This window comes from Mobilicoccus caccae, from assembly GCF_030161635.1.
GTDB lineage: Bacteria > Actinomycetota > Actinomycetes > Actinomycetales > Dermatophilaceae > Mobilicoccus > Mobilicoccus caccae.
In genome coordinates this window covers 2,228,754-2,243,091 of sequence record NZ_BSUO01000001.1, presented here as the reverse complement: position 1 = coordinate 2,243,091, position 14,338 = coordinate 2,228,754, and the positions used below count along the sequence as shown (strand labels likewise).

The window sequence follows — 14,338 nt, the reverse complement described above, 5'->3', positions numbered from 1 at the left end:
GCCTCTCGACGCCACGGCGGCGGGCCGTCCTGCTGCGGCGTCCGGGCGGGGCTGTGAGGCGAATCACCAGGCGTGTGAGCACGTCCGACACCGGGCGGCGTGGCCCATGAGAGCCTTCTCATTCTCGACGGCAAGTTCACCTCATGTTGGTCCCTCAGCCTTGTGAGCATGACCCCCGTACCCCGACGCCCCCGCATCGTCCTCTACAGCCATGACACCCAGGGCCTCGGCCACCTGCGCCGCAACCTGGTGCTGGCCCGCGGCTTCGCCACCGATCGTCCCGGTGGCCTGGGCGCCGACGTCCTCCTGCTGACCGGAGCCAGCGAGGTGGGGTTGTTCCCCCGCCCCGAGGGTGTCGAGGCGATCGTGCTGCCGGGACTGCGCAAGGACCGGGAGGGCGGGTACGCCCCTCGTCATCTGCGCGGTCGGCTCCGCGATGTCGTGGCCTTGCGCAGCTCGCTGCTGGAGACCGCGCTGGACGGTTTCGAGCCCGACCTGTTCGTCGTGGACAAGACGCCGCGCGGCTTCGGGAAGGAACTGGAGCGCATCCTGCCCCGGCTGCGAGCCAGGGGCACGAGGACGGTGCTGGGGCTGCGTGACGTCCTCGACGACCCGGTGGCCACCCGGGCGCAGTGGCACGCCGACGGCGGGGACGCCGCCGTCCGTGACTTCTACGACGAGGTGTGGGTCTACGGCGACCGGCGGATCCACGATCTTCGTCGGGTCACGGGGATGGCGGCGTCCAGCGCCGCGGTGACGCACCATCTCGGCTACCTGTCCGCCGACCGCCAGGACACGGCCGCCTTGGCGCACCGGCCCGCGACCGACGGACGTGACTACGTCCTCGTCATGTGCGGCGGTGGCCAGGACGGCGCCGCCCTCTGCGCCCGGGCGGCCGCGATGACCCCACCGGCGGGCATGGACCTGCTCGTGCTCACCGGGCCGCAGCTGGAGGAGAGCCGGCTCCGCCGCGTGAGGCGCGCCGCGGCCGGCCGGCCGGGAGTTCAGGTCATGCGCTTCAGCCGGCACGGTGCGGCCTGGCTCACCGGGGCCAGGGCGGTGATCACCATGGGTGGCGCGAACACGGTCGCCGAGATCCTCGACACCGACGTGCCGGCGCTCGTCGTGCCGCGGGTCACGCCGCGGGCGGAACAGCTGGTCCGCGCCGAGGCCCTCGCCGCGCAGGGCCACCTGTCGGTCCTGCACCCCGATCGGTTGACCACCGGGGCGCTCCAGGACTGGGTCGACGCCGCCGTGCAGACCCGCGTCGATCGCACCGGGATCGATCGCGGTGGAGTCTCCGCCGCCGTGACCCGCGCCCGGAACCTCACGTCCCCCTCGTTCTCGTCCTACCGCCCGTCCAGGAGTTGTCATGTCGCCTGAGCCCACTCGCCGCATCGGTTACGTCGTCAAGTGCTACCCCCGGTTCTCCGAGACGTTCATCGTCCGCGAGATCCTGGCGCGCGAGGCCGCCGGGGACGACATCGCCATCGCCGCGCTGCGCACCACCACCGACACCCGCTTCCACGCCCTCCTCGCCCGCGTGCAGGCCCCGGTGACGTGGATGCCACGAGAGGTCAAGGGACACACCCGGCTGTGGGAGGCCCTCGGCCGCCTGCGGCGGTTGCGCACCGACGCGGGGCTCGGGCCGATCCCCGGGCCCGCCCTGGACGCCATGTTCGACGAGGAGTCCGACGTCGCCGCCCAGGCGGTCCATGTGGCGTGCTGGGCGCTGGAGAACGACCGCGACCACCTCCACGCCCACTTCGCCTCGATCTGCGGGCGCACCACCCGGGTCGCCGCAGCTCTGGCCGGGCTGACCTGGACGCTGACCGCCCACGCCAAGGACATCTTCCACGGGGACAACGACCCTGACCGCCTGCGCGCCGTCCTGACCGACGCCGACGCCGTCGTCGGCGTCAGCGACATGACCGCGGAGTGGATCCGCACGCTGGCCCCCGAGAGCCGCGTCGTGCGGATCTACAACGGGATGGATCTGGAGGAGCTGACCTGGAGCTCCCCGGCCGAGCGTCCCCCGCGCATCGTCGGGGTCGGGCGGCTCGTCGCCAAGAAGGGCTGGCCCGATTTCCTCGCCGCGATCGCCGACCTGCGCGCAGCCGGGCATCCCGTCACCGCCGACATCGCCGGCTCCGGACCCCTGGAGGCCGAGTTGCGCGCGCACAGTACGGCGCTCGGGCTCGACGACGTGGTCACCTGGCACGGCCCGATGCCCCAGCACCAGGTCATCGACCTCATCCGCTCCGGGACGGCCTTCGCCGCTCCCTGCGTCGTGGCCGACGACGGTGATCGCGACGGGCTGCCGACCGTACTGCTGGAATCCATGGCACTGGGCACCCCCGTGGTCGGCACGCCCGTGGCGGGCATCCCCGAGGCCGTCCTGCACGAGAGCACCGGTCTGGTGGTGCCGGAGCACGACTCGGACGCACTCGGGGACGCCCTGACGCGCCTCCTCGGCGACGGCGAGCTCCGCCTGCGCCTGGCCCGCGCTGCACGCACCCACATCGAACGCCACTTCGACATCCATGACCAGGCACGTCACCTGCGCAGCCTCACCGAGGAGGTGACGCGGCCCGCACCGACCGCCGAGGACCGCCTGGGTGACCTCGGCGACCTGGGTGATCTGGATGAGGTCGTCTACGTCGTCACCGACCCCGGCATCCCGGCCTTCGGGCGCAAGGGCGGCTCGGCGCACGTGCAGGAGGTCCTGCGGGTGCTGTGCCGGCGGGCCCGTCGGGTCACGCTGATCGCCGCGCGGCTGGGTGGTCCGGTCCCGCCCGGGCTGGAGGACGTCGTCGCCGTCGAACTCGGCCGCCCGAAGGCCGACTCTCCGGGCGCGGCCGAGCAAGCGCTGCAGGACCTGGACCGGCAGGCCGCCGGGATCGTCGCCGGACTCGTCGCGGGGGCCAGGGCCGCGCACCCGCAGGAACCGGTACCCCTGGTCTATCAGCGCTACGGCCTGTGGAGCGCCGAGGTGCTCGAGGCCGCCCGCGCCGCCGGGGCGCGGACCGTACTGGAGGTCAACGCCCCGCTCGTGGAGGAGCAGCGCGCCCACCGGGTGCTCGTCGACGCCGAGACCGCGACGAACATGACCGTGCGTGCCCTGCGCGCCGCCGACTACGCCTACGCGGTCAGCGAGCCGGTGGCCGACTGGGCCCGACAGCTCTCGGGCGTGTCGGTCGAGGCCGTCGGCAACGGCGTCGACACCGACCGGTTCACGGTCGCGACCGGCTCCGCAGCCCAGCCCCCGACGGTCGTCTTCGTCGGCACCTTCCGGCCCTGGCACGCCCCCGACCTGCTCGTGCAGGCGGCGGGTCGGCTCCGCGAGGCGGGCACGCCCGTCCGGCTCCTGCTCGTCGGCGACGGGCCGAGTCTGGCCTCGACCGTGGCGAGCGCCCGCGCCGCCGGCGTCGAGGTCGAGACAGTCGGGTCCGTGGAGCACGACGCGATTCCGGGGCTCCTGGCCCGGGCGGACATCGCGTGCGCTCCCTATCCGGCCGGCGACGCGTACTTCTCGCCGTTGAAGGTCATCGAGTACCTCGGAGCGGGCCTGCCGACCGTCGCCTCGGCGATCGCGGACCTGCCCGACCTCCTCACCGCGGACGAGGTCGCGTTCGTCCCGCCCGGAGACCTCGACGCACTCGTGCGCGAGCTCGACGACCTGGCCCGCGACGCCGAACGGCGTGCCCGCCTCGGCGCTGCCGGACGCGCCGCCGCGACCCGCCGGTTCACGTGGACGGCCGTGGTCGACCGGGTGCTGGGGCGGCTCGACCGGGGCGACCGTGTTCTGTCCACCGGGCCCGGCCGGCACACCGCGCACACCGCGCCCGCCTCCGAGATCGAACGGGTGGCCGTCGGATGAGCCGGAGCAAGGACCGCATCCGACCGGGTGCGCTCGCACGCACGATCGAGGTTCTGCGGCCGCACTTCCGCGGGTCCGGCCCCCTGGCGTTCCTCGGCATCCTCGCCGTGCTCGCCGAGGTCGCCGCGCGTCTGCTGGAGCCCTGGCCGGTGAGTTGGGTTCTCGACGGGGTCATCCCGGCGGTGGTCGGCCGACCGGTGGAAGGCGGTGTGACGCGGCTGCTCATCGGCGCCGGGGTCGCGGTGGTGCTCATCGCCGCCCTTCGGGCCGGCGCCGCCTACCTGTCCACGGTCGCCTTCGCGAACGTGGGCGCCCAAGTGACGACACGGCTGCGCGCCCACGTGCATCAGCGACTCCTCGGGGCCAACCTGTCGTTCCATCACCGCATGCGGTCCGGTGACCTCGTCACCCGGGTGGTCACCGACGTCGGCCGGGTCCAGGAGGCCGGTGTCACCGCCGGTCTCCCGATGCTCGCGAACCTGCTGACCGTGGTCGGCATGATCGTGGTGGTTCTCGTACTCGACCCGATCCTGGCCCTGGTGGTGCTGTGCGTCCTGCCGCTGATCCTCGTGTCCGGTCGTTTCGCCGGCTCCAAGATCACCTCGGCCTCTCGGGAGCAGCGCAAACGCGAGGGCGAGCTGGCGGGCGACGCGGGCGAGGCCTTCGCGGCGGTGCAGACCGTGCAGACCTACGAGCTCGGCGGCCACCTCGGGAGTCGGTTCGTCAACGCCAACGTCAAGGGTCTCAAGGACGGCGTCAAGGCCAAGCGCCTCAGCGCCGGTCTGGAGCGGCGCACCGATCTGCTCGTCGGCGTGGCCACCGGGATCGTGCTCGCGTTCGGCGGCTGGCGCGTCCTGCGAGGCGCCATCACCCCGGGTGAGCTCGTGGTGTTCATCACGTATCTGAAGACGACGTTCAAACCGCTGCGCGACCTGGCCAAACACACCGGTCGCATCGCCCGCGCCGCCGCCTCCGGTGAGCGCATCGCCGACACCCTGGCCGAGGCGACCCCGGTCGAGGACCGGTCGTGGGCGCGTCCACTGCCGCCGCGGCGGCGAGGGGTCGCGAGCGGGGCCGTGGACCTGCAGGGGGTCACGTTCGGCTACGGCGCCGACCCGCCGGTGCTCGAGGGTGCGGATCTGCACATCCGCGCCGGTGAGCGCGTGGCCGTCGTCGGGCCCAGCGGGGCGGGCAAGTCCACGCTCTTCAACCTGGTGCTGCGCTTCTGCGAACCCCACGACGGGCAGATCAGGCTCGACGGGCACGACGTGCAGAACCTCACCCTGACCTCACTGCGCGAGGCCTGCGCCGTCGTGCTGCAGGAATCGGCGATCTTCGCGGGCGACCTGGCCGACAACGTGCGGCTCGGCCGGCTCGACGCCACCGACGACCAGGTCGAACGGGCGCTGCGCGAGGCCGCCCTCGGATCCCTGGTCGATCGCAGCGAACACGGCATCCACCAGCAGGTCTCCGAGAAGGGCTCGACCCTGTCCGGTGGGCAGCGACAGCGCCTCGCCATCGCCCGCGCCCTGCTGCGCGAACCCCGGCTCCTGTTGCTGGACGAGCCCACCACCGGGCTGGACGAACACAACCGGATCGAGGTCGTCGCTGCCCTGCGACGACTAGCGGAGGGCCGCACCACGATCCTGGTCACGCACGACCACGATCTGCTCGACCTGGCGGACCGGGTCGTCGAGCTGCGCGACGGCATCTTCGTCGAGCGCGGCGTGCCCGGCCGCGATCCCGACCCCCGACCGGGCGCTCGCCCGAGGACTTCGCTGACCACCGGAGGACGACGATGATCGACGACGCGGCCGTCGCCGCCGCACACCCGGACCTTCCCGGCCTGGCCCTGCTGCTCGATCCGCTGCGGCTGGAGAAGACGCTTCACGCCCTCGGTGAGGAGCCGCATCACCTCGATCGGCTGCGCATCAAACCGGGTGCCTCGGTCACCGCCGTGCTGCGCCCGGCGGCGGGGCGGGGTCCGTGGCTGCTCGCCCGGGTGCTGGCGGACGACCCGTGGCGGACGAAGCGACACAAGGATCTGACCGTCGCCGCCCGGCTGGGTCTCCCCGGCCACGAGCTGCCCGACCAGCGCCTGATCCTCACCGTCGCCGCCGGCGACCGCCGGTTGAGCGGTCTCGCCCGGCTTCATCCGGACAGCGGGCCGTCGCAGATCCGCTGGCCGGTCCGTCGCTCCGCCTGGCCGCCGGGTGTCGACGGTCGTGGGCGGACCGTCCACGCCGACGTGACGACGCTGTCCCACAACCCCGCCCGCCGCTGGGTCGGGGTGGTGGATCTGGGCACGAAGCGCCGCGTCCTGCGGCTCCACCACGCACTGCCCGCCCAGGACCTGCCGTGGCAGCCCGGCCGGCCGTGGGCGCCGAGCGACCCGCTGCCCGACCTGCTGCGCGGGCAGGCGGGCGACGACCGAGCCGCTCGGCGCCGCGTCGAGCCCCTGGCCCGCGTCGAGGCCGCCGTGCGCGGCCTGCGCATGCTGCACGAGCCCTGGGGCCAACGCGCTGCGCATGTGGCTGATCGGATCCGAGGCCCGCTCGGTGCGGTGCAGCGGGCCCGGGCCCACGGCGACCTCACTCCGGATCAGGTCGTCGTGGACGGCGATCGGGTCGGCGTCCTCGACTGGGACCAGTCCGGGCTCTGGCCGCTCGGCTGGGACGTGGCGACCTGGACCGCGGGTCTGATCGTGGCGGGGTGGTACCCGGCGGACGAGACGCTCACCGAGCCGGTGACCCCCGCGGCCGGCCGCTCCGTGGACCCCGCCGTGCTCGCCGCGGCCCTGATCCTGCGCGGTCCCGAACCCTTCCGACGACGCCATCCGCAGTGGCCGGAGGTGACCGAGCGGCTCCTGGCGCACGCCGAGCAGCAGCTCCTGGTGGGAGCGCACCGGTGACCGCCGACGGACTCGCCCGATCAGCCACCCCGGCCTCCCTGGCCATCCCCGCCACCGGCGTGGGCCTGGCCCGGCTGCTGGCCGACGGGGTGCCGGTCGCCGGGGACCGCTGCGCGGTGCGTCGGGCCTGGCCCGCCGATCTCGCCGATCCCGCTCGGGGATACGTGCTCGAACTCCAGGCCTCCGACGGGCGGGTCCTGGGGGCGCGGCTGTGCGGGAACGAGCTGGAGATCGTCGCCGACGACCCGGTGCTGCCGGAGATCACGGGGCTCGTCGCCGACGGGTGGCGGGTGCTCGCGCACCGGGCGGGCAAGCGCGCGGTGCTGCGTCGCGACGAGCGAGGGAGCTTCCGCAAGCTCGCGACCCCCAAGGCGACGAGGCGGGCCGTGGCGCGGGCCGACGCGGTGGAACGGCTGCTCGAGCGGGCTCCCGGCGTGCCACGGCCACCGGCCCGGACGGCCGTCGATCCGGACGCCGGCAGCATCGATCTCGCACCCGCGCCGGGCAGGTCGCTGCGCAGCGTGCTCGCGGACGGACCGGCCGAGGCCGACGGTGTGCTGCCCGCCGAGGTCGGGCGGAGGCTGGGCGAGACCCTCGCCGCGCTCGCGACGGTCGAACCGGCGCGGTCAGCCGACCTCGACGCCCTCCCTCGGCACACGTTGGCCGACGAGGCCGCGACCCTGGATCGGTGGGTCGGGGCGGCGTGCGCCCTCGCCCCCGTGGGGCGCCCCGCCGCCGAGCGGCTGCGCGCCGAGGCCGATGACCTCATCGGGGCGTTGCGTCGTGCGCCGGAGACGCCGTCCGTCCTCGGGCACCGCGACCTGCACGACGGGCAGATCCTCGTGTCTGCCGACACCGGCCTGACGATCCTCGACTGGGACACCGCCGCCTGGACCGATCCCTGTCTGGACCTCGCCAACCTGCTGGCCCATCTCGACCTGCTGGTCACCCTGACCCCGTCGGCGGCGGCCGCGACTCGGGCGGCCACGTCGGCGATGGTGGCCGCCGTGGCTGCCGGCGGGCATCCTGCGGCGAGCCACCCCGACCGACTCGACCTCCTGCGGCGCGGCGCGGCACTCCGCATCCACGCCGTCCACGCCTTCCGTCGTCGACCTCGTGCGCCCGGGACGACCTGACGAACGCCCCGTGCCATCCCCACGCCTCCGGCCCCACGCGTCGGCCACGGACGATGACCGCAGATGCGGGTCCACCCGATCGTTTCCGGTGAGCCGGGACGAGCGTCGGGCGCCGTGGTCTGACAGCATGGGGTTCCGTCGCCTGGTCGAGTCCGACTCGGGCGATCACACGAGGGCGAAAGGCGTACGCGATGCTGGACGAGACGATGTTCGAGGCCGAGGAGAAGATGGACAAGGCCATCGAGGTGGCCAAGGAGGACCTCGCCTCGATCCGCACCGGCCGCGCCAACGCGTCCATGTTCAGCAAGCTCATGGTCGACTACTACGGAGCCCCGACGCCCCTGCAGCAGCTCGCCTCCTTCCAGACGCCCGAGGCCCGCACCATGCTCATCACGCCCTTCGACAAGGGCGCCATGGCGGCCATCGAGAAGTCGATCCGCGACTCCGACCTCGGTGTCAACCCGAGCAACGACGGCAACGCGATCCGCTGCATCTTCCCGGAGCTCACGCAGGAGCGCCGCAAGGAGTACATCAAGATGGCCCAGCGCAAGGGCGAGGACGCCAAGGTCGCCGTCCGCAACGTGCGCCGCCACGCCAAGGACCAGATCGACAAGATGGTCAAGGACGGCGACATCGGCGAGGACGAGGGCGCCCGCACCGAGAAGGAACTCGAGGCCCTGACCAAGAAGCACGTCGACCAGATCGACACGCTGCTCAAGGGCAAGGAAGCCGAACTCCTCGAGGTCTGATCGACGATGACGACTCCGGCGACCACCAGGCGGCGTCCCCCGGCAAGGCGGGGCGCGACCTTCCCGTCGCCATCGGCGTCGGGGTGGGCCTGGGTGCGCTGGTGCTCGCCAGCCTGTTCATCGTGCCCTGGGGGTGGTTGCTGCTCGTCATCCCCGCCATCTGCGTCGGCGTCTCCGAGTTGTCGCGTGCCTTCGCCGCGGGCCGGTTCCGGGTGCCGTTGATCCCCGTGATGGTCGGCACCGTCGCGATGCACGTGGGGGCCTACCTGGGCGGCGGGCCGGGGCTCATGATGGCCTTCGGGTTGACGCTGCTGGCCGTGGTCACCTGGCGCAGCGTCCTGGGCATCGACCACGCGGCGCGCGACGTGACCGCCGGCGTGTTCGTCGTGGCGTACGCGCCGTTCCTGGCGGCCTTCACCACCCTCATGCTCCGGGCCGAGGACGGGCCGATGCGCATCGCGGTGTTCATCATCGTCACCATCTGCAGCGACATCGGCGGATACGCGGTCGGGGTGCTCGCCGGCCGGCACCCGATGGCGCCGTCGGTCAGCCCGAAGAAGTCGTGGGAGGGCCTGGCCGGGTCGGCCGCGAGTTGTGTCGTCGCGGGCATGCTCACCGTGCCGCTCATGCTCGGTGGGTCGATCGTCGCCGGGGCCGTGCTGGGGCTCGTCACCGTCGCACTCGCGACGCTGGGCGACCTCACCGAATCCATGCTCAAGCGCGATCTCGGAATCAAGGACCTCGGTGAGCTGTTGCCCGGACACGGAGGACTGATGGACCGCATCGACTCGCTCCTGGTGACCGCGCCCGGCGCCTGGCTCGTGCTCACCCTCCTCGTCTGACCATCCGATCCGACCGATCTCGAGGATTCCGTGACAGATTCGCCGAACCGCCCCGTTCCCCTGCGCCTCGAGCGTCGGCGACCTGCGCCCGGGCAGGTGACGTTCTCCCCGCCCGGAAACCCCATGCCGGCCACCCACCTGGCCGACCTCGACATGGACGGTCGGACGAAGGCCGTCGCCGAGCTCGGCCACCCGGGCTTTCGTGCCAAGCAGATCTCGCGGCACTACTTCGTGCACTACACGACCGACCCGGCCGACATGACCGACCTGCCCGCCGCGGGCCGTGCCGAACTCGTCGGCGCGATGCTGCCCACCCTGTTGACGCCGGTGCGCCACCTGAGCGCCGACCGCGGCGCGACGGTCAAGTCCGTCTGGCGGCTGCACGACGGCGCCCTCGTGGAGTCCGTGCTCATGCGGTACGCGCGTCGGGCGACGGTGTGCATCTCCAGCCAGGCCGGGTGCGGCATGAACTGTCCGTTCTGCGCGACCGGCCAGGAGGGGTTCACCCGCAACCTGTCCACCGCGGAGATGGTGGCGCAGGTCGTCGAGGCCTCCCGCATGCTGCGTGACGGCATGGTGGACGCCGCGGCCGACGGCGACCCCGAGACCGACTCCGACGACGGGGTCGGCGCCTTCGACGCACCCGAGGGCGAGGACCTGGACGAGGCGGGCGCGGCCGGGCCGACGCGGGTCAGCAACGTCGTCTTCATGGGCATGGGGGAGGCCCTGGTCAACTACAAGCGGGCCGTCGCCGCCATCCGGCGCATGGTCGATCCCGCGCCGCACGGTCTGGGCATGTCGGCGCGGGGGATCACGATGTCCTCCGTCGGGCTGGTGCCGGGCATCGACCGCCTGGCCGCCGAGGGCATCCCGGTCACCCTGGCGCTGAGCCTGCACGCGCCCGACGACGAGCTGCGCGACGAGCTCGTGCCCATCAACAACCGGTACGCGGTCGACGAGGCGCTGGACTCGGCGCGACGCTATTTCGAGGTGACCGGCCGCCGCGTCTCGATCGAGTACGCCCTCATCCGCGACATCAACGACCAGGCGTGGCGGGCCGACCTGCTGGGCGAGAAGCTCGCCGCTCGCGGCTCGGGCTGGGTGCACGTCAACCCCATCCCGCTCAACCCCACGCCGGGCAGCAAGTGGACGGCCTCCCGGCCCGGAGTGATGCAGCAGTTCGTCGAGCGGTTGCGCGCGCACGGGGTGCCGACGACCGTGCGCGACACCCGCGGATCCGACATCGACGGGGCCTGCGGACAGCTCGCCGCAGCCACCGCCTGAGCGCCGCCGCGCACCCGTGGAAAGGGGGTCGGACAGGCCCCGCGGACTCCGTCGAAGGCCCAGGTCAGGCCCCGTGTCCGGTCGGTGATCCTAACGTCATCGAGTTGTGATCCCGGGCGGGGCTTATTCGCTTCCTGGAGGTCGGCGGAGACGGGATGATTGGGGTGTTCGCGAGGCCGGGGGTGTCTCGGATCGGAAAGGCGAGATCATGCGTGCAGGCCGGTACATCTGCGGGACGACCGCGGCGCTCCTTCTGGCGAGCGGCATGGCCTCCGCGCCCTCGTCCACGGCGGCCGCAGCTCCCGCCAAGAGCGTCACCACCACCTCGACGAAGGGCGTCACGGTCGCCACGAAGACCGCCGGTCAGTACCGGGTCGTGCGCAGCGCTCAACTGCGCCGCTCGACCGCCGCCCTGCAGCGCGCGGCCACGCTCAAGGCCGTGACCAAGGCGGTGCACTCCAGTGAGTTCACCGAGGGCGTCGCCGCCTCCGCCTACTCCGTGCGCGACCTGCGCACGAGCGGCTCGTGGGCCCGCGTCACCCTCACGCCCAAGCAGGCCGCCGAGCTCGACCCGGCCACCGTGCTCCTGCGCAAGACGCGCAGCACCTGGACCGTCGTCGACCTCGGCACCGCGGGCGTCGGGTGCGAGGTCGCACCGAACTCCACCCTCAAGGCCCTCAAGCTGGAGTGCGCGTAGCCCCCGGACATCCGGAGGGCGACCATCGACGGCGGCCTCTTCGGATGAGCTCCCCACGTCACCGTGGTGGGCCTGGCGGTCGGCGCGGGAACAGGGGCCTGCGCCGACCGCCGCTTCATGCTCCGGCCCCCTGCTGACGCGCCGCGCCATCCGTCGGCGGTGACGTCCGTTCGGCGGCGGTTTCGGGTCCTCCGGCAGGTTCCCGAGGCCAAGCGGCCCGGAGGCGCCCTCGGAGCGCCAAGATGGTGCCATGAGCAATGGCGCCTACCGAGAACTCCACGACCGCAGCAGCGCCGATCCGGCCGCCTTCTGGGCCGACGTCGCCCGAGGTGTCGACTGGATCCGCCCCCGAAGACCGGACTGGACGACTCCCGCCCCCGTTCTACCGATGGTTCTCCGACGGAACCCTGAACACCTGCTATAACGCTCTGGATCGGCACGTGATCGCCGGTCGCGCCGATCAGGCCGCGGTCTACTACGAGAGCCCGGTGACGGGCGCCTCCCGGACGATCACCTACGCCGAGATGCTCGAACTCGTGGCCCGGTTCGCCGGTGTGCTGCGCAACCTCGGGGTCGAGAAGGGCGATCGGGTCGTCCTCTACATGCCGATGGTGCCCGAGGCGCTCGTCGCGATGCTGGCCTGCGCCCGCCTGGGCGCGATCCACTCGGTGGTCTTCGGCGGGTTCGCCCCGGCCGAGCTCGCCGCCCGCATCGAGGACGCCGCGCCCAAGGTCGTCGTTGCCGCCTCGTGCGGCGTCGAGCCGACACGCACCATCCCGTACAAGCCGTTCCTCGACCAGGCCATCGAGCGTTCCAGCCACAAGCCGGATCGCTGCGTCATCCTCCAGCGCGAGCAGGTCACCGCCGAAATGGGTGAGCGTGACCTCGACTGGGACGAGTGCATGCAGCCGGGCACCGTGGAGCCGGCCGAATGCGTCGAGGTCGTGGCCACCGATCCGCTGTACGTGCTCTACACCTCGGGCACGACGGGCAAGCCCAAGGGCATCGTGCGCGACAACGGCGGGCACGCCGTGGCGCTGACCTGGTCGATGAAGAACCTCTACGGCATCGAGCCGGGCGAGGTGTTCTGGGCGGCCAGCGACGTCGGGTGGGTCGTCGGGCACTCCTACATCGTGTACGCGCCGCTGCTGGCCGGTGCCACGACGATCGTCTACGAGGGCAAGCCGGTGGGCACCCCGGACGCCGGCGCGTTCTGGCGGGTGGTCGAGAAGTACAAGGTGGCCTCGCTGTTCACCGCGCCGACCGCGATCCGGGCCATCAAGAAGGAGGACCCGGACGCCCGCGAGCTCGAGAAGTACGACGTCTCCAGCCTGCGGCGCCTGTTCCTCGCGGGCGAGCGGCTCGACCCCGAGACGTACAAGTGGGCCTCGGAGAAGCTCGGCATCCCCGTCATCGACAACTGGTGGCAGACCGAGACGGGCTGGCCCATCGCCACCAACCCCGTGGGCATCGAGGAACTCCCGGTCAAACCGGGCTCACCGACCGTGCCCACCCCGGGTTACGACGTGCAGGTCCTCGACGACCAGGGTCAGCAGGTCCCGGCCGGCACCGAGGGGTCGATCGCCATCAAGCTGCCGATGCCCCCGGGCACCCTGCCCACGTTGTGGGGTGACGACGACCGATACGTCAGCAGCTACCTGTCGGCCTACGAGGGCTACTACCTCACCGGCGACGGCGGGTACATCGACGAGGACGGGTACGTCTACGTCATGGGCCGCACCGACGACGTGCTCAACGTGGCCGGCCACCGGCTGTCGACGGGGTCGATCGAGGCCGCGCTCGCCGGGCACCCGTCGGTCGCCGAGTGCGCCGTCATCGGTGTCGCCGACCAGATGAAGGGACAGATCCCGCGGGCGTTCGTCGTGCTCAAGTCCGGCGTGAACATCGAGAGCGACGAGGACGTCGAGAAGCTGCGCTCGGAGCTGGTGGCGCGGGTCCGTGAGGAGGTCGGGGCCGTGGCCGCCCTCAAGCTCGTCGACGTCGTGCTCGCGCTGCCCAAGACGCGCTCGGGCAAGATCCTGCGCAAGACGATGCGCCAGATCGCCGACGGTCAGGAGGCCGTCGTGCCGAGCACGATCGAGGACCCCACCGTGCTCGACACCCTGCGGCCGGTGCTGCGCAAGGAGTGAGGAGGGCCGCCCCGGATCCCGCGGCACGGGCACACGTGATCGCCCACGACGGCGAGGCAGGGCGTCACTCGACCGGGTCGCTCGGGTCGTCCTGCGGTGGGAGGACCGGAAACGCCACCAGCCATCGGCCGAGGATCGTCGCGATGCCATCGACGTCGGCGGTCCCGGTCGAGGCGGCGATCACCAGCTCGTAGGCGGCATCGATCGACGGCGGCACGAGGTCGTGGTCGTTGACGTCGCCGAGCGCGACGGTCGCTGTCCACGCCAGGCGCTTGTTCCCGTCGACGAGTGCGTGGTTGCGTGCGATGGACGACATCAGTGCTGCAGCCTTCGTCGCCAGATCCGGGTAGGCGTCCTCACCGAACGCGGTCGAGGCCGGCCGCTGCGCTGCCGAGTCCAGCAGTCCGCTGTCGCGGACATCGGGAACGCCGAGCTCTGCGGCGAGGATCGCGAGATCCTCCACGGTCAGGTAGTGAAAGTTCACTGGGCGAGTCGGTCGAGGAGCTCACCGTCGCGGTCCTTGACGCGCTGGGCGATCGCTCGCAGACGCTCTTCCCTGGTCGCGCGCGACGCCGCGGTGTCGATGAGTCGCAGGACGGCCTGCTGCTTGCTGATGCCCTGAGCCGCGGCGAGTTCGGTGAGCTTGGCATCCTGCTCGGGGTCGAGTCTGAGAGTCATGGCCACAGCTC

Annotated in this window: 11 protein-coding genes and 1 pseudogene; 10 read left to right on the top strand and 2 right to left on the bottom strand. The window is 72.3% G+C overall.

What is annotated here, in order from left to right:
• Positions 1–168: 168 nt before the first annotated feature.
• The 10 genes and pseudogenes from QQK49_RS10840 (at position 169) to QQK49_RS10795 (ending at position 13,649) form a co-directional block, all read left to right on the top strand.
• Complete coding sequence (locus QQK49_RS10840; protein ID WP_284303919.1) at positions 169–1,383, top strand: glycosyltransferase family protein; 1,215 nt, start codon at positions 169–171, stop codon at positions 1,381–1,383.
• Complete coding sequence (locus tag QQK49_RS10835) at positions 1,373–3,880, top strand: glycosyltransferase family 4 protein (protein ID WP_284303918.1); 2,508 nt, start codon at positions 1,373–1,375, stop codon at positions 3,878–3,880. Before QQK49_RS10840 ends, QQK49_RS10835 begins: the two co-directional genes overlap by 11 nt.
• The gene (locus QQK49_RS10830) at positions 3,877–5,682 is read left to right on the top strand and encodes an ABC transporter ATP-binding protein (RefSeq protein WP_284303917.1); all 1,806 of its coding nucleotides are present in this window, start codon (positions 3,877–3,879) and stop codon (positions 5,680–5,682) included. Before QQK49_RS10835 ends, QQK49_RS10830 begins: the two co-directional genes overlap by 4 nt.
• Positions 5,679–6,791 carry a hypothetical protein gene (locus QQK49_RS10825; RefSeq protein WP_284303916.1) on the top strand — a complete coding sequence of 371 codons (1,113 nt, stop codon included), beginning with the start codon at positions 5,679–5,681 and terminating at the stop codon, positions 6,789–6,791. Before QQK49_RS10830 ends, QQK49_RS10825 begins: the two co-directional genes overlap by 4 nt.
• Positions 6,788–7,927, top strand: coding sequence for a phosphotransferase family protein (locus QQK49_RS10820; protein ID WP_284303915.1), 1,140 nt, complete (start codon positions 6,788–6,790; stop codon positions 7,925–7,927). The genes QQK49_RS10825 and QQK49_RS10820 overlap by 4 nt, the downstream gene beginning before the upstream one ends.
• A 191-nt stretch (positions 7,928–8,118) precedes the next feature.
• Positions 8,119–8,676: a ribosome recycling factor gene (frr, locus tag QQK49_RS10815; RefSeq protein WP_284303914.1), complete on the top strand. Its 558-nt coding sequence runs from the start codon at positions 8,119–8,121 to the stop codon at positions 8,674–8,676.
• Positions 8,677–8,777: 101 nt separating this feature from the next.
• On the top strand, positions 8,778–9,518 hold the full coding sequence (locus QQK49_RS10810; RefSeq protein WP_431310533.1) for a phosphatidate cytidylyltransferase: 741 nt from the start codon (positions 8,778–8,780) through the stop codon (positions 9,516–9,518).
• A 123-nt stretch (positions 9,519–9,641) separates the two neighbouring features.
• Entirely contained in the window at positions 9,642–10,802 is a 1,161-nt protein-coding gene (gene rlmN / locus QQK49_RS10805) for a 23S rRNA (adenine(2503)-C(2))-methyltransferase RlmN (protein WP_284305887.1), read from the top strand.
• A 208-nt stretch (positions 10,803–11,010) separates the two neighbouring features.
• Positions 11,011–11,499: a hypothetical protein gene (locus tag QQK49_RS10800; RefSeq protein WP_284303913.1), complete on the top strand. Its 489-nt coding sequence runs from the start codon at positions 11,011–11,013 to the stop codon at positions 11,497–11,499.
• A gap of 250 nt (positions 11,500–11,749) precedes the next feature.
• Positions 11,750–13,649, top strand: a pseudogene (locus QQK49_RS10795) (propionyl-CoA synthetase).
• 64 nt (positions 13,650–13,713) lie between these two features.
• On the opposite strand, the gene QQK49_RS10790 reads toward QQK49_RS10795, so the two are convergent.
• The gene (locus QQK49_RS10790; RefSeq protein WP_284303912.1) at positions 13,714–14,133 is read right to left on the bottom strand and encodes a type II toxin-antitoxin system death-on-curing family toxin; all 420 of its coding nucleotides are present in this window, start codon (positions 14,131–14,133) and stop codon (positions 13,714–13,716) included.
• Positions 14,130–14,327: a type II toxin-antitoxin system HicB family antitoxin gene (locus tag QQK49_RS10785; RefSeq protein ID WP_284303911.1), complete on the bottom strand. Its 198-nt coding sequence runs from the start codon at positions 14,325–14,327 to the stop codon at positions 14,130–14,132. Before QQK49_RS10785 ends, QQK49_RS10790 begins: the two co-directional genes overlap by 4 nt.
• Positions 14,328–14,338 lie beyond the last annotated feature (11 nt).